The organism is Pseudobutyrivibrio xylanivorans DSM 14809, assembly GCF_900141825.1.
In the GTDB taxonomy this organism is placed as follows: Bacteria; Bacillota; Clostridia; order Lachnospirales; family Lachnospiraceae; genus Pseudobutyrivibrio; species Pseudobutyrivibrio xylanivorans.
In genome coordinates, this window is record NZ_FQYQ01000001.1 from 202,885 (window position 1) to 222,587 (window position 19,703).

Sequence of the window (19,703 nt, forward strand, 5' to 3'; positions counted from 1 at the left end):
TTATGGATATTGCAGTAAATAATAACGAACAAAGAGATATAATCGTGCAGCAGCTTCGAGAGGCTGGCTGTCGTATTACAAAGCAGCGCCTTGTGGTGTTGGATATTATCCTTAATTCTGACCCTTCATGCGTGAAGGAGATTTACCGCGAGGCCATCAAAATCGATAAAAATATAGGTACTGCCACAGTTTATCGTATGGTAAATACCCTCGAGGAAATTGGAGTACTTAATCGCAAGAATATGTATCAGGTGGATTGTACAGCCTGCGAGCAGCATTGTGCTGATGAGGACTGTGATCCAAATTGTCCTGGAGGAAGCTGTCTTGCCTGTGAGACTAATGTAGTTGTCACTTTAGATGATGATTCCAAGATAGTTTTAAACAGGGCAGATTTACAGGACATTTTGTACGAGGGATTGAAGGCAAAAGGCCGAATTTCTGACCAGAAGATATCTAGACTTGCGTTATAAAAAGGTGTATTATAAAAGGGCTGTCAAACCGTTGACAGCCCTTAGTTTATTTATTAGAAGAGGAGATATAAAATGACTCAGTCACGTACACACAACTGTAACGAGCTTCGTCTCTCAGATGCAGGCAAGCAGGTTACTTTAGTTGGTTGGTTCGAAAACATTAGAAAGGTGTCTAAGAATCTTGGATTCGTTATCCTTCGTGATTTCTATGGCACTACACAGATAGTTGTTGAGACAGAAGAGATGATGGCTGTTATCGATTCTGTTAATAAGGAATCTACAATCTCTGTTACTGGAGAGGTTCGTGAGCGTTCTTCTAAGAACACAGAGCTTCCAACTGGTGAGATTGAGGTCGTTCCTACATCAATTGAGATTCTTGGAAAGTGTACTCACAACGAGCTTCCATTCGAGATTAATCGTTCAAAGGAAGCAGATGAGAACACTCGTCTTAAATATCGTTATCTTGATCTTCGTAATCCAGAGGTTAAGAGCAAGATTATCCTTCGTAGCAAGATCGTTGCAGAGCTTCGTGCTTCTATGATTGCTCACGATTTCATGGAGATTACTACTCCAATCCTTACATGTTCATCACCTGAGGGTGCTCGTGATTACCTTGTTCCAGCTCGTAATCACCCAGGAAAGTTCTATGCACTTCCACAGGCACCACAGCAGTTCAAGCAGATTCTTATGGCATCTGGTTTTGACAGATACTTCCAGATTGCTCCATGTTTCCGTGATGAGGATGCTCGTGCAGACCGTTCTCCAGGAGAGTTCTATCAGCTTGATATGGAGATGGCATTTGCTTCTCAGGAAGATGTCTTCGCAGTTATCGAGGATGTACTTCCACCTATCTTTGCTAAGTATGGCGTTTACAATTCAGCTTCTACAGCTCCATTTGTACGCATTCCATATCTTGAGTCAATGGACAAGTACGGAAGTGATAAACCAGATCTTCGTATCGACCTTGTTCTTCAGGACGCTACAGAGGTTATGGCTGATTGCGGCTTTGGTCCATTTGAGGGCAATGTTGTTAAGGCTATCGTTGTTGATAACCTTACAGCTACACGTAAGCAGATTGATGCTATGATTGCTGAGGTCGAGGTTGCTACAGCTCAGAAGACATACTGGTTCAAGCTTGATGAGAACGGCGAAATCGTTGGTGGTATTGCTAAGTTCCTTCAGGAGCGTAAGCAGGCAGTCATCGATGCACTTGGCCTTAAGCCAGGAGATTTTGTTGGTCTTGCAGCAGGTCCACTTCTCGTTGCTCAAAAGACTGCTGGTGTATTCAGAAAGCTTCTTGGTGCAGCTGCAGAAGGCCACATGAAGAAGGATACATACGAGTTCTGCTGGATTGTTGATTTCCCTATGTACGAAATCGGCGAGGAATCAGGCGAGCTTGAGTTCTGCCACAATCCATTCTCTATGCCACAGGGCGGTATGGATTCACTTAAGAATCAGGAGCCACTTGATATCTTAGCTTACCAGTACGATTTAGTATGTAACGGTGTTGAGCTTTCATCAGGTGCTATCAGAAATCATGATCCAGAAATCATGATTGAGGCATTCAAGCTTGTTGGTCTTGGTGAGGATGATGTAAAGGCTAAGTTCCCAGCTATGTACAACGCATTCACATATGGTGCACCACCACACGGTGGTATCGCTCCTGGTGTAGACCGTATGGTTATGCTTATTGCAGGAGAGGAAGCTATCCGCGAGGTTATTCCTTTCCCAATGAACAAGAACGCACAGGATATCATGATGGACGCTCCTGCTACTGTAGATCAGAAGCAGCTTGACGATGTTCACATCGCTATCGTGATGCCTAAGGAAGATTAATAAAGAGTTAGTGAAGAGATCTAGTCTTTGACTAGGTCTCTTTTTTTTCTTCATCCAGCTTGTTACATTGTATATGGCCATGTCACTGGTCAAGAGCAAGCCCTTCGGGAGCTTTGCTCTCTTGACTCAGCTCCATGAGCCATATAAATGGTAATCAAGCCGGATGAAGAAATAGTCTGTGGCTGCCGCCACAGCACATATAACAGGTGAAAAATTAGAACTGTGGCATTAGTTTTGTGAAGGTACAGTTTAATTCAGAAGAAGCTCAAATAACACTGTAAAATCATAAATCAAATGTTATTTACGGAATTTCAGGCTTCATTCATTGCTTTTTCCGTAGCTGTAATCCTTAATTCCAAGGCAATTACGTAACATATAGCTATTTACAGCTTTTGTTACGTAGGATTTAAACAAATATTTTTCTCAGAACGTCTAATTCTATGAAATCCCTACGTAAAATATTGTCATAGCAGTATGTTCTTCCGTAATCAGACTAAAAGTAAGAAAAACGACTACGTAATAAATCGCCCTAAATACAATATGTTCCGTAATGTACTGTGGTGGTGCCACAGCACAAGCCTGATGAAGAAAAAAAGGAACTTAGCCAAAAGACTAAGTCCCTAAATAATGCCTGTTCTACACCAACCTACGTAATACAGGATATACAATTGTACTAATGATTACCCCGAAAACTCCCTGAATGATATTAGGTACGATGCCTGCAAAAGAGGCAACAACACCTGCAGAGATGGATGTTTTATTTACAATGGCCAACATGAATATTTCGAAGAGAAAATATCCAAGCACCATGACAGCCTCGCCTGCGATTCCAGAAATGATTAGGGTAGGTAACTCAGTTTTATTACTGAGGATTCTGGAGATTGCTTTGAAAACAAAGTATCCAACGAGAGCTGTCAGTGCCTTGATAACAAATGTGGCTGGAACATAAATGAAATAGCCACCAATTAAATCTGAAAGTGCAGAACCAATCCCAGCGGCCAACGCTCCCCACAGAGGCCCTAAGAGAAGTCCTGATAATAATACAAATCCGTCTCCTGGATGAATGTAGCCCATGGTGGGTGTTGGTACTTTGATAATCATAGTGCCTACACATGTTAGTGCTGCCATAAGTGCAGCGATTATAACTTTTCTTGTATGAATTCTGTTTGCTGAGTAATGTGTTGCCTGGCTATCCATGATGTTCCTCCTTGTGTCTGGTAAAAAATTACTTTTCTTTTTTTTATGTTGGGGCTATAATACCACCAAACTGATACCTAAAAAATGGACAAAAATAAATAAAAAATAGGGGACAGATATGAAAGTATACGAAAAGGTCTACAATTACTACATTGAAGAAATGAAGAAGGGTTCTCTGAAAAATGGGGATAAAATTCCATCGTTAAGGGAAACAGAGCGAATTTTAGATGTGAGCAGAACCTCTGTAGAAACAGGTTACATGCAGCTTGCAGCAGATGGATACATTTATTCTGTGGAAAAGGTAGGTTTTTTTGTTTCAGAGATGGCAGAGCAGCTTTCTGCCATAAATAAATCAAGTCAGAAGCAATTCAAAGAGCCGTTTGAAAAAAAGAAATCAACCAAACCTGTGGCAAAATATGATCTTGCCACAATCGGAGAGGACAAAAGAAGTTCATGCCTGGATTTGTGGAGACGCTACATGAAATCAGCCCTACGACAGGAGGAAAGGTTGCTTACCTATGCCAAAAATCAAGGTGAGGATGATCTTCGCGAGGAAATTGCCAGTTATGTTAGGAAGAATAGAAATATTATCTGCTCCCCAGAAGATATAGTAATTGGTGCAGGTTTCCAGAGCCTTCTAATCATATTAATGGGGCTTATAGATGGAGAAAAGAGCATATCGTTCCCAACCAGAAATTTCTCAGATGGAGCAGCCGTATTTAGTAATGGTGGATATGAAGTTAGATATAGAAACAAGGAAAGTCATGTTATTTATGTTACTCCTTCCTATATGACTAAATGGGGAGAAATAATGACTATGAAGCGTCGTCGCGAGCTTATAGAGCATGCTCAGAAAAATGACCATTTAATAATCGAGGATGATTATCAGAATGAGTTCGTATTTTCCAGCAAACCTACACCAAGCTTGTATGCTATGACTGGTGGAGACAGGGTGGCATTCCTTGGTTCCTTTTCAAGAATATTGTTGCCTAGCGTCCGTATAAGTTTCCTGATACTTCCCAAGGAATATCGTGACCGATACTTAAAAAATCAAAATCTCTATAACCAGACAGCTTCGAAAGCTGAGCAGATTGCTCTGACCCAGTTCCTTAGAGATGGCCATCTAAACAGACATATAAAAAAGACCTCAAGATTGTATGAGGATAAAAGAATTAAATTCTACAATCTGCTAAAGAAATACTTTAAGGATGATTCGGAAATCTATATGGGAAACAGTGGAATGGAAATAGGACTTGTTATTCATAAGCCGAACCTTTCTGCAAAAATCAAGGATTCTGGAGTGGAGGTTCATATTGTCGAGGAGTCAAAAGAATCCACTACACTACTATTATCATGCGGTATTATTGAAGAAAGCGAAATGGAGGCTGCTATAAAGAAATTATATATAGGTTTACAAAAATAGTTTAGTGTGGTAGAGTGATAAAGTAATAAAGCAATGGAACTAAAAAGAACGAGGAGAGTATAAATATGAGGAGAAAGATTATTGCATTACTTTTATCAGCTTCTATGATGGTAGCTTCTTTTGTAGCTTGTGGTTCGAATGGAACACCTGTTACTGGTGAAACAGCTCCGGATGTAGAGACTGAGGAATCTACAGAGAGTGATGTGTCTTACATACAGCAAAAAGGCACTCTGTTGGTTGGTATCACAGATTTTGCGCCAATGGATTACAAGAGTGATGAAGGAGAGTGGATTGGATTCGATGCAGATTTGGCAAAGAAGGTCGCTGAGAGTTTAGGAGTAGAAGTAGAGTTTGTTGAGATTGATTGGGACAACAAAATTTTAGAGCTTCAGAATAAATCAATCGATGTTGTATGGAACGGTATGACACTTACACCAGAGGTTACCAGCTCAATGGAATGCTCGAAGGCATATCTTAACAATGCACAGGTTGTTGTAGTCTCTGCTGATAAAGCAGATTCCATTAAGACAGCAGAGGATGCTTCGGAGCTTAGCTTTGCAGTTGAATCTGGTTCTGCTGGTGAGGCAGCTGCGGAGGAAAATAGTTATAATTATGTAGCTGTTAAATCTCAGGCTGATGCAGTTATGGAAGTTGCTGCTGGTACATCAGATGCCTGCATAATTGACCTTCTTATGGCTGGAGCAATGATTGGTGAAGGAACAAGTTATCCCGATCTTGCACACACAGTTGAGCTTACAACAGAAGAGTACGGTATTGGATGCCGTAAGGATTCTGATTTAGCAAACTATATTAATGAGCAGCTTAAGGCACTTTACGATGATGGAACAATGGAAAGCATTGGAACTGAGTACGGTGTACAGGAAGCAATAGTAGCTCAGTAATTAAGGATAAAAATATGTTTACAACAGTTACGATGTCTTTATTTGAGGGTTTCTTAGGAACCCTCAAATTGTTTAGTTTAACACTTTTATTTTCACTACCACTTGGACTTATCATAAGCTTTGGTTCTATGAGTAAGAGCCCTATTATCAGATGGCCTATTAGATTTATTATCTGGGTTGTCAGAGGAACTCCACTTATGCTTCAGCTTTTGGTTATCTTTTATGGTCCAGGCATCTTCTTTGGTACCAATCTTTGGGGTTCAGGAGATGGTGGAAGATTCACTGCTGCTTTAGTGGCTTTTGTTTTCAACTACGCTTGCTACTTTAGTGAAATCTTTAGGGGCGGAATTCAGTCTATCCATAAGGGACAGTATGAGGCTGCGGCAGTGCTTGGTCTGACCAAGTCTCAGACATTCTTTAGGATTGTACTTATTCAGGTAGTGAAGAGAATTGTTCCACCTATTTCAAACGAGGTAATCACACTTGTAAAGGATACTTCTCTTGCAAGAGTTATCGCTTTCTACGAGATTATTTGGGAAGGCGAGCGTTTCATCAAGAGTGCCGGTATTATCTGGCCATTATTCTATACAGGTGCATTCTACCTGATATTCAGCGGATTGCTTACACTGCTCTTCGGATACATAGAAAAGAAATTAGATTATTTTAAATAGAGGACGAAAATGTCTATTTTAGAAGTAAATAACATAAAAAAGAAATTTGATAATACAGAGATTCTCAAAGGAATCAGCTTCAGCATGGAAAAGGGTGAGACCCTTTCTATACTGGGAAGCTCAGGGTCAGGAAAGACTACGTTGCTTCGATGTCTGAATTTCCTGGAGACTCCTAATGAGGGCACTATTACTGTTAATGATAACTGCCTGTTTGACGCTAAAAATGGACCATTAAGAGATGGTGATTTGAGGGAAAAGAGGCTTCACTTTGGAATGGTATTTCAGCAGTTTAATCTGTTCCCACAGTATACAGCACTGGAAAATGTCACCCTTGCACCAAAGCTGGAGAACAGAGGAAAATCACAGGATGAAATCATAGAAAATGGCAAGCTGTTTTTAGATAAGATGGGACTTTCCGATAGAATGAACAATTACCCTCATCAGCTTTCAGGTGGACAGCAGCAGCGTGTAGCTATAGCAAGAGCATTGGCACTTCGCCCTGATATACTCTGCTTTGACGAGCCCACCAGCGCTTTGGACCCAGAGCTTACAGGTGAGGTACTCAAGGTTATCAAGGAGCTTGCTGAGCAGCACACAACAATGATTATTGTTACCCATGAAATCGGATTTGCCAGGGATGTTTCCGACAAAATCATCTTTATGGATGATGGCGTTATCGCTGATGAAGGCACCCCTGATCAGGTCATAGATAATCCTTCAAATGAGAGGACGAGACAGTTTTTGGCTAATTATTTAAAGTAGTTTAGGAAGGGAGATTTGTATGGCAACATTAGGTATCGTAATTGCGATAGTGATTTATCTGGCAGCGCTTCTAATTATGGGAGCTACCTTTGCAAAGGAAAATCACACAGTCGGAGATTATTATTTAGGTGGACGTAAGCTTGGCCCCTTTGTAACAGCTATGAGCGCGGAGGCTTCTGATATGTCCTCATGGCTTCTTATGGGACTTCCAGGTGTAGCCTACGCAACAGGTATTTGCGATGTTTTCTGGACAGCGCTTGGACTTGGAATTGGAACTTACGTTAACTGGTTACTGGTGGCGAAGAGACTTCGAAAGTATTCTGAAAAGAATAATTCAGTTACTATACCGGATTTCTTTGAAAATCGTTTCAGAGATAAGAGTCATACATTGATGCTTATTTCCTCTTTAATCATAGTAGTATTCTTTGTACCATATGTTGGTTCAGGATTTGCAGCCTGCGGAAAGCTTTTTTCATCATTGTTTGGACTTGATTATACAATCGCAATGCTTGCTTCAGCAGCTGTAATCATTGGATATACAGCTACAGGTGGATTTATGGCTGCCAGTGTTACAGACTTTATCCAGTCGATTATTATGACAATTGCTCTTATAGCAGTTGTATGCTTCGGACTTTCAACAGTAGATGGAATTGCTACAGTAAGCACTTATTCTAACTCATTAGATGGATATATCAGCCTTACAGCAATGCATGATTTCGAGTCAGCAAGCCGCGTTTCATATGGTGGAATCATCACCATCATTTCAACAATGGCATGGGGACTTGGATATTTTGGAATGCCACATATTCTTCTTAGATTTATGGCTATAGAGGACCCAGAAAAGATTAAGCTTAGCCGCCGTATTTCTACTGTATGGGTATTTATAGCAATGGGCGTTGCTATCTTCATCGGTGTTATGACAAGAACAATGGTACACGAAGGGGCAATAGGAGAGCTTGTAGATTCGGAGCGAGCAATCGTTATTATTGCACAGACGCTGGCGGAGCATAGCTTTATAGCATCTCTTTTGGCAGGTGTAATCTTAGCAGGAATTCTTGCCTGCACAATGTCTACATGTGATTCACAGATGCTTGCAGCTTCATCATCAGTATCTGAGAACATTTTACATGAGACCTTTGGAATCAATCTATCTGAGCATATGCAGATGGTTATGGCAAGGGTGGTACTTGTTATCATTGCTGCTATTGGTGTCATCATAGCAAGAGACCCTAACAGCTCAGTATTTGGTATCGTGTCATTTGCATGGGCAGGGTTTGGAGCTGCTTTTGGACCAATCATGCTTCTTGCATTGTTTTGGAAGAGAGCCAATAAATACGGTGCTATTGCAGGTATGATTGGCGGTGGTGTAATGATATTTGTATGGAAGTTTGGTATAAAGCCAATGGGTGGAATCTTTGGTATTTACGAGCTTTTGCCAGCATTTATCGTAGCGCTGATTCTTTGTGTTGTAGTAAGTCTTCTTACACCTGCTCCAGAAAAGGAGATAGTAGAGGAGTTTGAATCCATAAGATAAAATAAAAAATTAAGAGCCGGTTAGGTACCCTTTTAAAATGGTATCCAACTGGCTCTTATTTTTGTTCTTTACATTTTTCTATAAATTCTTCATAAGGAATTGGTTTTGAATAATAGTATCCTTGTAAATAGTTACAGCCAATGTCTCGCATAATCTTAGCCATTTGTGCAGTTTCAATTCCTTCAGCTGTAATTTCAAATCCGCATTTTTTAAAAGCTTCGATTTCGGTTGGTAGTATAGTGCCAGGATTCTTACAGTAATCCCACACCAAACTCATATCCAGCTTGATGTTGATAAATGGAGTATTTCGTAAACGAACTATATTCGAATATCCCACTCCATAATCATCCAATACAAACTTAAAGCCTAGTTCAGTGAGGGATGATATTTGTCGTTGCATCTGGTAATCATCTATCATTGCTTCTTCAGTAATTTCTAAATGAATGAAATCTGAGCCGATACCACTTTCATGGATGAAGGAACTAAGGCTTTGCTCCAAATCGTTTCTCAAAAACTGAATAGGAGATAAGTTTATATTAATAAATGATAGTCCCAATTCTTTAAAGGAAGCTGCACTTACCAAATCACAACATTTTTTGAACATCTGCTTTCCAAGCTGATTGATTTTACCATTTTTTTCAGCAATAGGTATGAAGGCTGATGGTGATAGGATTTTACCTTCAGAATTCTTTATACGTGCTAATGCTTCGGCTCCTACATATTTTCCGGTTTGACTATCAACTATTGGCTGGAAAAATACTTCGACTGTGTTGTTTTCTATAGCATAATCAAGAGAACGCTTAATATCTGTTTCTTCGGTAAAGAATGCAACGTCTGCTTTATCAATGGTAAGCAACTCAGTATCAAGAGAATCATTAGCATTAAAAAAAGCTTTATTGAAGGCACGCAAAACTACATCTGACGGTATTTTCTTTTCAGGGAAATTAATATGGGTTCCGCATATATCCCAGTAAATTTCTGTATCTTTTGAAATCCAAGGCTGTTTAAAACGATAAAGCAGTTTTGCATATATCTCTCCCCAGTCAGTCTTGTCTTTGCTAAACATTATAAAACAGCCGGCATCATTATAAAAAATAAGATACTTTGGAAATTCTTTTCTTAAATAGTTTTGAACAAGATAAATTCCCTGATTGGCTTGCTGGATACCATAAAGCACTCGTTTGTCTGAAAAATTTTTTATACCAAAAACCAGAGCGTTAATTGGACTATTTTTATTTTGCTCAACGACATATTCCCTAAGAGCCACTTTATTGAAAAGGAAGGTTCTTTCAATTAAGTGCAAATCAGGATTCTCAAAGCCCAGAAATAAAACGGTATACGCTGCTAGAGTAAATAAATTCTCTAGCATAAACTTTGGTAAAGAGTAGCGGAAAACAAGCCCTATTGAAAGGACAATATTACAACCTAATAGAATTTCCCATTCTCTTACGCGTATAAGATATTTACGTCTTTTGACAATAATGGCAAAAGAAAACAGAATATATGTTGAATAGAATAAATAGAGCAAATTATACAATGGACCACTGTGATAGCCTGTTTCATCTATATAGTAAAGCCATTTGGTCCAAGGGGTGATTAAAACGAAAATTATAGCTAAATTGACAGGTAGTTCTACCAGATAACGCCTTTTTAGATTGTTGGTTAAATCTACGTTCAAGATGTTAGCCGCAAAAAAGTGGAATGAGAGTGCTCCTGCAAAAAAGAAAATAAAATAAGCACTGTTAAGGAAGTATAATAACCAGTCTGGAAAGTTCGTATAATCCATATCTGCCCAACTGGAAAGCACATCAAAAGCCATTGTAGAACTGATTACAATGGTTAGATATATAAATATTTTATTTTTTCTTACTGGCAATCTTGGAAGCGAAATGTAATGACCAATCATTACGGCCAATATCGCTAAGCTAGGAGCCGCATAACTTAAATCCCACATAAAAAACCTTTCTGTTTGTGTAAACTACCATGCTCATAATACTCCTATATTGTGAAGATTTAGTAGAATAATTGGTATTTAATTGAGAAATAATCCACAAATTGCTTAAAGTAAAGTTGAACACAATTTAAACGATGCAAATAACAATTTTTGACCATAAACAAATCAATTTATAAATAGAATTAATGTCTTTTATGGAATAACATATGTTGAGAAATTTAAGGTATTGAGAGGGCATAATGAAAAGTACATCAGTTTCAAAAAAGCAGACTATCGATTTTACGGAAGGGAAGCCAGCTAGTCTGATTTTACAGTTTTTCTGGCCATTGCTTATGACCAGTATGTGTCAGCAGTTATATAACTTTGTTGACTCAGTAATTGTTGGAAGAGGTATCAGTGATAACGCTCTTGCAGCAGTAGGTAATATGGGTTCACTATTCTTTTTGATAGTGGGATTTTCCTTTGGATTGGCAAATGGATTTGGTATCCTGATAGCTCAAAGCTTTGGAGCTAAGGATTTTGATGAATTACATCACAGACTGGCAGGAACAATTCAGCTTGGTGCGATTCTTGCAGTAGTACTTACTATCTTTAGCGTATTATTCTTACCAAATGCATTAACGTATTTACGAACCGATCCAATAATCTTTCAGGATAGCTTAAAGTATGGCTACATTCTTTTTGGCGGATTGTTTGTAGGAATCACCTACAATATCTCAGCAGCTATACTTCGTTCACTAGGAGATAGCCAGACACCACTTGTTTCTATTATTGTATCTTCTGTTACAAACCTTTGCTTAGATAGCTTATTTATCTTTGTGTTTAAAATGGGAGTTGAAGGAGCAGCGATTGCTACCATCATAGCTCAGGTGGTTTCCGTTGGAATCTGTCTTAAAAAACTTTTTTCTTTGGAGATGATTAGATTATCAAAAGCAGATTTTGCCAATAATCAAAGGGTATGGCTCCTGCTTATTTCTAATGGACTTCCAATGGCACTTATGAATTCTATTACAGCTATTGGATGCATGGTTGTTCAGTATTTTGTAAATGGATACGGAGTAGTATATACCGCGGCATATGCTGCCTGCGGTAAGTATTTGAATCTATTTATGAATCCAGCAGCTACAATGGCGAATGCTATCAGTGCATACACCAGCCAGAATTATGGCGCAAAGAAATTTGAAAGAATCACAGATGGTATCAGGTTTGGTCTGAAGATGGTAACAGGCTTTTATGTGGTGCTGGGAGGAGTAATGATATTATTCCCAGCAAACCTTGCCAGAGTTTTACTTTCAGGTAAAGATCAGATTGAGCTTGTGTGTATTTTCCTTCCAGCATGTGGAATAATGCTTATTTTCCTTAATATTTTGTTTATAGTAAGAGCAGTAGTTCAGGGAATGGGAAAGCCAATGCTACCAATGGTATCTGGAATAATGGAGATGATTTTAAGAACTGCGGTTATTTCGATATTAATGAGCCGTATAGGATTTAGAGCAACCGCCTTTGCGGAGATAAGTGCATGGATAGGAGCTTTAGTGATTAACGCATATGCGATGTTTAAATACTTGCTCCCAGAAGTAAAAATTAGAAGAGTTTTGGAAGTTGAATAACTTCCAAAACTCTTATTTAAATTAATTCTTCAAAATCAATTACGCTAAGTGGTTTGTGGAAGTAGTAGCCCTGCATCTGGGTACAGCCGTTGCTCTTTAAGAACTGAGCCTGCTCTATTGTCTCGACACCTTCAGCTAATGGCTCCATTCCAAGGAGCTGAATCATTTTGATGAGATAGGTCAGTATAATACTGCCTTTCTCTTCAAAGCCTTCTGATGAGAGGAAACGCAAATCAAGCTTTATTCGGTCAACAGGTAATTCCTTTAGCATATTCAGCGATGAATAACCGCTTCCGAAATCATCCATTTCAACATGGAATCCAATAGCACGAAGATTTTCCGTGGTTTTAATAAGAAGAGTGGAATCCTTCACGTAGGCGGACTCAGTTATTTCTATATGGAGCTGATTAGGAGATAATTCGTATTTACGAATCAAATCCAAAAACAGCATATGTATATCAGGATTTTCTGAAATGTCACTTCTAGATACATTTACAGAAACAGAAACATGCTTTCCTATTCTGTTCCAGCGCTGAAGATCCTGGCATACCTTTTCCCATACATAACAGTCTAGCTCATAAATCTTTCCCGAGTTTTCCAAAACAGGAATAAACTCCATAGGATTAATCCAGCCCAGACCGCTGTGAGCCCAGCGACAGAGTGCCTCTGCACCAATTATTTTTCCTGTTTCAAAGTCTACCTGTGGCTGATACCAGACCTGTATTTCCCTTTGCGCTATTGCAGAGGAAAGATGACCAACTATTTCTACAGTGCGCTTCTTGGTTTCCCACTGATTAAGGTTATAGATTTCAAATCCTGTTTTGCCTAATTCACGTATCTTTCGTTCAGCTATTCTTGCAAAATCTATCATGTGGTCTACGTCAACATTTTGAATATCATCCGGTGTAAGTACATAAATACCACTACAAATTTGTACTTTGTAATCCTTACCCTGACTAATCAAAAAATTATTTACAGGTTCTACTATATTTTGTTCGTCTTCGTAGAATCTCTCATTTCCCTCGATTTGGCGAAGAACTACAAACTGGTCAGAAGTGACTCGGCCAATGGCTTCATTTTTTGATAGGTTTTCCATAGAAAGCTTAGCCCAATATTTAAGCAGCTTATCGCCAGTTTCCTTTCCGAAGCTGTCATTTACAAACTTAAAATCAAGAATGTTGTTATAGGAAATGAAGTATGGTACAGAAGGATTATCTCTCAGAATTTCTTCTACGCGTTTTCTGAAACCATTCATGCTGTAAACACCTGTCAATTCGTCATGGTCTATAAGAAGGCGCATTTTCTCTTCCTGCATAAGATTGATAGAACGCTGTCTAAAAATCATGGTTCCTATTACAGCGATAAACAAAAGGGTGCCAAGAACAATGAATGCACCATACTGATACATGTAATCAAAAATATCATATTTATACAGACGACGAGTTGTATAATCTAAAATAATGGCTTCTGCCTTGGTCTCTTCAAGAAGTGTTATGCCCTTATTCAGTCTATTTATTATTTTCTGTCCCTCAGGAGTATCTAAAGTGCCAGCCTTAAATCCCATGGAGAACATGGCAGATGGCTGAACATGTAAATTAATATAGGAAGGCTTTTGTAGAACATAGCTCCAGACATAGGAGTTATTAAGAAGTGCATCAACTTCTGAATTCTTTAGTCCTTTTACGCTGTCATCAATATCCTCGTACAATACTACCTTGATTCCGGGGTGGAGATTTTGAACAGTTTCAGCCACACCTCTAAGAGAGGCTGGCATACCTACTCGAGCTGCGGTAATATCAGGAAGGGCCGCGTTTTTTGTAGTTACAAGTGTAAATGGAGTTTCCAATATATCATTAGTTACTATAGCGTCCCTTCCGGAGGTACTTTTGATAGAATCTCCAAATGGCATAACAATGTCATATTTATCGTTATCAAGTGCGTCTTTTATATTATTTTCAGCGATATTTTCTATTACTATATCGTATCCGGCTTTGTCGGCTACCTCGCGTATCAAATCTACACCGATACCAACAGTTTCCTGAGTACTTTCATCTATATAAAATATTGGACAACGATTAGTAGGAACACCAACTACAAGCTTATCTCTGTCAGAGGCAGCCTCAGAGCTTACAAAAAGCACAACAAAACAAAGCACACCAAATGTGCTTAGGAACACTTTTTTTAAAATTTTGCTGATATGTGGCCGCTTCACCGATGATCCCCCTACAAGTTATTATTTTCATGTATAAACTACACCAAATCTAATATATCAAAGGTTTGAGAAAAATCTGTGATTGCAAGAAAAGTTATATCTTGTTATAATACTCCCTACGAGTGTTTAACAGTTTAAAGCGTTAAGCAAGTAAAGATGTGGAGGTAATATTTTTGGAACAGGAAAAACGCGGTAGCTTTTCAGGCAAAATAGGTTTTGTGCTCTCGACCGCGGGGGCGTCAGTAGGTTTAGGAAATATTTGGAGATTTCCTTATTTGTGTGCTAAATACGGTGGAGGAATTTTCCTTATTGTATATGTACTTTTGGCTCTTACATTTGGTTATACAATGATAGTTGCAGAGACAGCTATTGGTAGAGCTACAAATAAAAGTCCTGTAGGTGCATTTAGAGGACTGAGTCATAATAATAAGCTTATGAAGCTTGGTGGATGGATTAATGCAATTATCCCAATTTTAATTGTGCCATACTATTCTGTAATCGGTGGATGGGTTTGCAAATATCTCTTCGAATATATTCGTGGTGATGTAAATGCTATTGCAGGTGAAAACTTTTTTACAAGCTTTATCACTGATGGTGCTGAGACAGAATTGTGGTTTATTGTGTTTGCAATTTTAGTTTTAGTTGTAATATATCTTGGAGTTGAAAATGGCATTGAGCGTGTGTCTAAGATTGTGATGCCAATTCTTGTGTTATTAGCCCTTGTTATTTGCGTGTACTCAGTTACAAGACCAGGTGCTATAAGCGGTGTAAAGTATCTTTTCATTCCAAACTTTAAGCATTTTTCTATTATGACAGTAGTAACTGCCATGGGGCAGATGTTCTATTCTCTTTCAATTGCCATGGGTATTCTCATTACTTTTGGGTCTTATGTAAAAAAGGAAGTAAGCATTGAGGAATCCACAAAGCAGGTAGAGATTTTTGATACAGCTATAGCTGTTATTGCCAGTCTTATGATTATCCCTGCCGTATTTGCGTTTTCAGGTGGAGATGAGAGCATGCTAAAGGCTGGTCCATCACTTATGTTTATCACCATGCCAAAGATTTTTGCAAGCATGGGATTTGGCAGAGTAATCGGAATCGCATTTTTTGCTTTAGTACTTTTTGCAGCAGTGACAAGTGCTATCGCTCTTACAGAGAGTGCAGTTTCCACATTCTCAGATGAGTTCAAATGGGACAGACATCGTGGAGTAAATATCATGGCTGTAATCATGCTTGTACTTGGCAGTCTTTCTTCACTTGGATATGGCCCGCTTGCAAATGTTAAAATCATTGGAATGCAGTTTTTGGATTTCTTTGATTTCCTTACTAATTCTATAATGATGCCAATTGCGGCTCTTGCCATCTGTGTTTTAATCACAAAATTCATGACAGTAGAGAAGCTGGAGGCTGAAGTGGAGCAGGAAAATCATCCGTTCAAGAGAAAGGGTGTGTTCAGATTTATGATTAAATTCCTTTGTCCACTTTTTGTAGTAATCATTCTTGTGAGTGCAGTGTTAAATGTATTTGGGATAATTAGTATGTAATTTTAGTATGGAGTCGCCAGTTTTGGCGGCTCTTTTCGGTTTGATTATACTAACTTTCTGTTGCATTAATAGAGATTATAGGCTAAAATCCTAGTGCAAGAGGTAAAAGAGCATGAGTAATAAGACAGGTTTTAATCGAATACTTGCCTGCGTAGCAGTTTTTGCTACTGTTCTTGTTGTGCTTGTTTCTGGATTGCTTCTTTCAGAAAATGCCGGACATCAGTGTAATGATGCAGAGCATTGTCCAGTTTGCTCACTTATTCTTCAGTGCGAGCAGAATATCAAAACTATTGGTTCAGGATTAATTGCTGTAGCCACAGTTATTTATGTCGCAAAGACTATGACTGAGTTAGTTACAGCTTTTGAATATCGGTCTGTTCAGACTACATTAGTTTCCCAAAAGGTAAGATTAGATTCTTGAATTTTGTACGCTTTGCCTGTCAGGCAGGTTTTATTTTGATGCAAATTTTTAGCGTATTTATGAAAGGATTTAATTATGAAAAAGTTAATATCGTATGTACTCACAGGTGCTTTGGCACTTTCTGTTTTAGTGGGCTGTGGTTCTGGCAGTGCTCAGATTGAGGAGGAGACAGTAGCTACAGGAGCAGAGACTCAGGAGAAATCTATCTCTGTTGTGACAACTATCTTCCCAGAATATGACTGGGTTCGTGAGATTGCAGGAGGTAATGCAGATGTGGATGTTACCATGCTTTTAGACAATGGAGTGGATCTTCACAGCTATCAGCCAACAGCTGAGGATATTATGAAAATCGCTACCTGTGATGTGTTTATCTATGTAGGTGGAGAATCTGACGAGTGGGTGGAGGACGCCCTAAAGGAAGCTACAAACAAGGATATGAAGGTGGTAAATCTTCTTGAGTCACTTGGCTCTGAGGTAAAGGAAGAGGAAGTAGTAGAAGGTATGGAAGCTGAGGAGGAAGAGGAAGAAGAAGCAGAAGAAGGCGAAGAAGAGGAAATCGAGTATGACGAACACGTTTGGCTTTCTTTAAAAAATACACAGACTCTTGTGAATGCTATAGCAGATGCAATGTCCGCTGTGGATCAGGAAAACGCTGATTCCTATAAGGCTAATGCAGATAGCTACAACAGCAAGCTTGCTGATTTGGACAGTCAATATACTAAGGTCACAGGTGAAGCTGGTGTGGATACAGTGCTTTTTGGAGACAGATTCCCATTCAGATATCTTGTGGATGATTACAACCTCAGCTACTACGCAGCCTTCGTAGGCTGCTCTGCAGAGACAGAGGCCAGCTTTGAGACTATCAAATTCCTTTCAGACAAGGTTAATGAGCTAGGACTTAAGACAGTATTTACTATCGAAAACTCAGATCAAAAGATTGCAAAAACTATTATCGAAAATACAAATTCAAAAGATGCTCAGATTCTTACATTGAATTCAATGCAGTCTACGACTTCGCAGGATGTAGCAGATGGTGCAACCTATCTAAGTATTATGGAAGAGAACCTTAAGGTTCTACAGGAAGGATTGAAATAAAATATGTCAGTACTATCAGCCAAGGACCTTGCTGTGGGATATGACCACAGCCCTGTTCTTGAAAATATTAATTTCACAATAGAAGCAGGAGACTATTTTTGTATTGTAGGGGAAAACGGTTCCGGCAAAACCACCTTGATGAAGACTATTTTGGGGCTTCAGACACCAGTTTCAGGAAAGGTGGAGTTTGGAGAGGGAATAGAAAAGGACAGCATAGGTTATTTGCCTCAGCAATCGGATGTACAAAGAGATTTTCCAGCTACAGTATACGAGATTGTGCTTTCTGGCTGTCAAAACACCCTTGGTAACAGATTTTTCTACAGTAAAGCTCAGAAGGAAATGGCTCTAACTAATATTAAAAGAATGGGAATACTGACTCTAAAAAATCGCTGCTATCGTGAATTGTCAGGGGGACAACAGCAGAGAGTTCTTCTGGCAAGAGCGTTATGTGCTACACAAAAGCTTCTTTTGTTAGATGAGCCAGTGGCAGGTCTTGACCCACAGGTCACAGAGGAGATGTACGAGCTTATAGAAGATTTGAATAAGCAGGGGCACACAATCATTATGATTAGTCATGATATTGAAAATGTGAAGCGCTACGCTACGAAGATATTTAACGTTACGGAGGTGGTATAATGGAAAAATTAATAATGTACCTGGGCTTCCCCTTCGTCCGTTACGCCCTCATTGTGGGGGTGTTAATCGCCCTTTGCTCATCCCTCCTAGGCGTGACCTTAGTTTTAAAGCGATACTCATACATTGGAGATGGCCTTTCACATGTGGCATTTGGCGCTCTTGCCATCGCAACAGTGTTAAATCTTACAAATAAGATGATAATCATTTTGCCTCTTACAATCCTCGCAGCTATATTACTTTTAAAGAATGGCAATAATTCCAAGGTTAAGGGAGATGCAGCCATTGCCATGATTTCTGTGGGAGCCCTGGCTTTTGGTTATCTATTGATGAATGTATTTCCATCTTCGGCAAATGTATCAGGGGATGTGTGCTCCACACTATTTGGCTCCACATCTATCCTTACACTGACAAAAGAAGAAGTAATAATCTGCGGCATTCTTTCAGTTTGTGTGCTGGTAGTATTTGTACTGTTTTACAATAGAATTTTTGCAGTTACCTTTGATGAGAACTTCGCAAATGCGGTAGGAACAAAGGTGAATTTTTACAATCTTCTTATCGCTACTATAACAGCAGTAATTATAGTACTTGCCATGAATCTGGTAGGTTCATTGCTTATATCAGCCCTTGTTATCTTCCCGGCACTTTCTGCAATGAGCGTGATAAAAAGCTTCAGGGGGGTAACAATCTTTTCTGCAGCATCTTCAGTGATATGTGCTTTTATTGGAATAATTATTTCCATTTTGGGAGGCACACCAGTAGGTTCCACAATTGTGGCAGTTGATGTTGTTATGTTTTTAATTTGTTTTGTTATAGGAAAGGTGAAGGGATAGGAACTATGAGGAAGATTGAAGTGTTAATTCTGACAGGGGCTTTAACATTTGGATTGATGGCATGTGGAAAATCAACAGCTGTTAACACAGAGGTTGTGGATGCAGCAGTTGTGGAAGATATTTCAGAAGAGGAGACAGAGGACATACAGGAGGAGGTCCCAGAGGAAGAGATTCCTCTGGCTGACCCTTCTGTGGACTTGGATCTTACAGCAATGTCTTCCACAATGATTTATGCAGAGGTATCCAATATGATGATGGAGCCCTTAGAGTATGCAGGAAAGACTGTAAAAATGGAGGGCATCTGTGGCACATATCAGGACCCTGATACAGGAAAAATGTATTACGCTTGTGTTATCCAGGATGCTACTCAGTGTTGTTCTCAGGGACTGGAGTTTGTTTTGGATGAAGATAAGTATTCGGTCGAGGATTATCCTGCTCAGGGGGATGAAATAGAGGTGAAAGGAACTTTTGCTACCTACGAGGAAAACGGCGGTCAGTACCTTACTATGCTTGATTCACAGTTGATTGATAAATAATAGTATGCTCCATTTAATTGTTGCCAACTTATTTTATTTCGCTATACTTAGAGGAAAAGAAATAAATTTA

Annotated in this window: 17 protein-coding genes; 14 read left to right on the top strand and 3 right to left on the bottom strand. The window is 39.1% G+C overall.

Annotation, left to right across the window (positions count from 1 at the left end; translation table 11 throughout):
- Positions 1-2: 2 nt before the first annotated feature.
- Together BUA88_RS00900 and aspS are read left to right on the top strand one after the other, a co-directional pair.
- Complete coding sequence (locus BUA88_RS00900; protein WP_072911114.1) at positions 3-470, top strand: Fur family transcriptional regulator; 468 nt, start codon at positions 3-5, stop codon at positions 468-470.
- A gap of 72 nt (positions 471-542) precedes the next feature.
- Entirely contained in the window at positions 543-2,306 is a 1,764-nt protein-coding gene (gene aspS, locus BUA88_RS00905; protein WP_072911117.1) for an aspartate--tRNA ligase, read from the top strand.
- Positions 2,307-2,942: 636 nt separating this feature from the next.
- On the opposite strand, the gene BUA88_RS00910 is transcribed toward aspS, so the two are convergent.
- Complete coding sequence (locus BUA88_RS00910) at positions 2,943-3,503, bottom strand: ECF transporter S component (protein ID WP_072911120.1); 561 nt, start codon at positions 3,501-3,503, stop codon at positions 2,943-2,945.
- Positions 3,504-3,621: 118 nt separating this feature from the next.
- Between BUA88_RS00910 and BUA88_RS00915 the strand changes: the two genes are divergently transcribed.
- The 5 genes from BUA88_RS00915 (at position 3,622) to BUA88_RS00935 (ending at position 8,795) form a co-directional block, all read left to right on the top strand.
- Positions 3,622-4,926 carry an aminotransferase-like domain-containing protein gene (locus BUA88_RS00915; protein ID WP_072911123.1) on the top strand — a complete coding sequence of 435 codons (1,305 nt, stop codon included), beginning with the start codon at positions 3,622-3,624 and terminating at the stop codon, positions 4,924-4,926.
- A gap of 65 nt (positions 4,927-4,991) precedes the next feature.
- Entirely contained in the window at positions 4,992-5,828 is an 837-nt protein-coding gene (locus BUA88_RS00920) for a transporter substrate-binding domain-containing protein (RefSeq protein ID WP_072911126.1), read from the top strand.
- Positions 5,829-5,842: 14 nt separating this feature from the next.
- Positions 5,843-6,499 carry an amino acid ABC transporter permease gene (locus BUA88_RS00925; protein ID WP_072911129.1) on the top strand — a complete coding sequence of 219 codons (657 nt, stop codon included), beginning with the start codon at positions 5,843-5,845 and terminating at the stop codon, positions 6,497-6,499.
- 9 nt (positions 6,500-6,508) lie between these two features.
- Positions 6,509-7,261: an amino acid ABC transporter ATP-binding protein gene (locus tag BUA88_RS00930; protein WP_072911132.1), complete on the top strand. Its 753-nt coding sequence runs from the start codon at positions 6,509-6,511 to the stop codon at positions 7,259-7,261.
- Positions 7,262-7,280: 19 nt separating this feature from the next.
- Entirely contained in the window at positions 7,281-8,795 is a 1,515-nt protein-coding gene (locus BUA88_RS00935) for a sodium/proline symporter (RefSeq protein ID WP_072911135.1), read from the top strand.
- A 55-nt stretch (positions 8,796-8,850) separates the two neighbouring features.
- Here BUA88_RS00935 and BUA88_RS00940 read toward each other — a convergent pair whose 3' ends face one another.
- Positions 8,851-10,749, bottom strand: coding sequence for an EAL domain-containing protein (locus BUA88_RS00940; protein WP_072911138.1), 1,899 nt, complete (start codon positions 10,747-10,749; stop codon positions 8,851-8,853).
- 239 nt (positions 10,750-10,988) lie between these two features.
- Here BUA88_RS00940 and BUA88_RS00945 point away from each other — a divergent pair, with 239 nt between their 5' ends.
- On the top strand, positions 10,989-12,359 hold the full coding sequence (locus BUA88_RS00945; RefSeq protein WP_072911141.1) for an MATE family efflux transporter: 1,371 nt from the start codon (positions 10,989-10,991) through the stop codon (positions 12,357-12,359).
- 16 nt (positions 12,360-12,375) lie between these two features.
- Here BUA88_RS00945 and BUA88_RS00950 read toward each other — a convergent pair whose 3' ends face one another.
- Positions 12,376-14,571: an EAL domain-containing protein gene (locus BUA88_RS00950; protein ID WP_072911144.1), complete on the bottom strand. Its 2,196-nt coding sequence runs from the start codon at positions 14,569-14,571 to the stop codon at positions 12,376-12,378.
- Positions 14,572-14,744: 173 nt separating this feature from the next.
- Between BUA88_RS00950 and BUA88_RS00955 the strand changes: the two genes are divergently transcribed.
- The 6 genes from BUA88_RS00955 to BUA88_RS00980 all read left to right on the top strand — a co-directional run bounded on the left by BUA88_RS00955 (position 14,745) and on the right by BUA88_RS00980 (position 19,633).
- Entirely contained in the window at positions 14,745-16,115 is a 1,371-nt protein-coding gene (locus tag BUA88_RS00955) for a sodium-dependent transporter (protein ID WP_083572335.1), read from the top strand.
- Between the two features lie 112 nt (positions 16,116-16,227).
- Complete coding sequence (locus BUA88_RS00960; protein ID WP_072911147.1) at positions 16,228-16,536, top strand: hypothetical protein; 309 nt, start codon at positions 16,228-16,230, stop codon at positions 16,534-16,536.
- Positions 16,537-16,611: 75 nt separating this feature from the next.
- On the top strand, positions 16,612-17,631 hold the full coding sequence (locus BUA88_RS00965; protein ID WP_072911150.1) for a metal ABC transporter substrate-binding protein: 1,020 nt from the start codon (positions 16,612-16,614) through the stop codon (positions 17,629-17,631).
- 3 nt (positions 17,632-17,634) lie between these two features.
- Positions 17,635-18,267, top strand: a complete 633-nt coding sequence (locus tag BUA88_RS00970) for a metal ABC transporter ATP-binding protein (protein WP_072911153.1) — start codon at positions 17,635-17,637, stop codon at positions 18,265-18,267.
- A complete protein-coding gene (locus BUA88_RS00975) occupies positions 18,267-19,097 on the top strand; it encodes a metal ABC transporter permease (protein WP_200798831.1) in 831 nt (276 codons plus the stop codon). The genes BUA88_RS00970 and BUA88_RS00975 overlap by 1 nt, the downstream gene beginning before the upstream one ends.
- 5 nt (positions 19,098-19,102) lie before the next feature.
- The gene (locus BUA88_RS00980) at positions 19,103-19,633 is read left to right on the top strand and encodes a hypothetical protein (RefSeq protein WP_072911159.1); all 531 of its coding nucleotides are present in this window, start codon (positions 19,103-19,105) and stop codon (positions 19,631-19,633) included.
- The last annotated feature ends 70 nt before the right edge of the window (positions 19,634-19,703 follow it).

What these genes read in the sequence shown, in the direction of transcription:
- BUA88_RS00960 (WP_072911147.1), top strand. Translation starts at nt 16,228, where the DNA reads ATGAGTAATAAGACAGGTTTTAATCGAATACTTGCCTGCGTAGCAGTT.
- aspS (WP_072911117.1), top strand. Translation starts at nt 543, where the DNA reads ATGACTCAGTCACGTACACACAACTGTAACGAGCTTCGTCTCTCAGAT.
- BUA88_RS00910 (WP_072911120.1), bottom strand. Translation starts at nt 3,503, where the DNA reads ATGGATAGCCAGGCAACACATTACTCAGCAAACAGAATTCATACAAGA.
- BUA88_RS00970 (WP_072911153.1), top strand. Translation starts at nt 17,635, where the DNA reads ATGTCAGTACTATCAGCCAAGGACCTTGCTGTGGGATATGACCACAGC.
- BUA88_RS00925 (WP_072911129.1), top strand. Translation starts at nt 5,843, where the DNA reads ATGTTTACAACAGTTACGATGTCTTTATTTGAGGGTTTCTTAGGAACC.
- BUA88_RS00935 (WP_072911135.1), top strand. Translation starts at nt 7,281, where the DNA reads ATGGCAACATTAGGTATCGTAATTGCGATAGTGATTTATCTGGCAGCG.
- BUA88_RS00975 (WP_200798831.1), top strand. Translation starts at nt 18,267, where the DNA reads ATGGAAAAATTAATAATGTACCTGGGCTTCCCCTTCGTCCGTTACGCC.
- BUA88_RS00980 (WP_072911159.1), top strand. Translation starts at nt 19,103, where the DNA reads ATGAGGAAGATTGAAGTGTTAATTCTGACAGGGGCTTTAACATTTGGA.
- BUA88_RS00920 (WP_072911126.1), top strand. Translation starts at nt 4,992, where the DNA reads ATGAGGAGAAAGATTATTGCATTACTTTTATCAGCTTCTATGATGGTA.
- BUA88_RS00900 (WP_072911114.1), top strand. Translation starts at nt 3, where the DNA reads ATGGATATTGCAGTAAATAATAACGAACAAAGAGATATAATCGTGCAG.
- BUA88_RS00930 (WP_072911132.1), top strand. Translation starts at nt 6,509, where the DNA reads ATGTCTATTTTAGAAGTAAATAACATAAAAAAGAAATTTGATAATACA.
- BUA88_RS00965 (WP_072911150.1), top strand. Translation starts at nt 16,612, where the DNA reads ATGAAAAAGTTAATATCGTATGTACTCACAGGTGCTTTGGCACTTTCT.
- BUA88_RS00945 (WP_072911141.1), top strand. Translation starts at nt 10,989, where the DNA reads ATGAAAAGTACATCAGTTTCAAAAAAGCAGACTATCGATTTTACGGAA.
- BUA88_RS00915 (WP_072911123.1), top strand. Translation starts at nt 3,622, where the DNA reads ATGAAAGTATACGAAAAGGTCTACAATTACTACATTGAAGAAATGAAG.
- BUA88_RS00940 (WP_072911138.1), bottom strand. Translation starts at nt 10,749, where the DNA reads ATGTGGGATTTAAGTTATGCGGCTCCTAGCTTAGCGATATTGGCCGTA.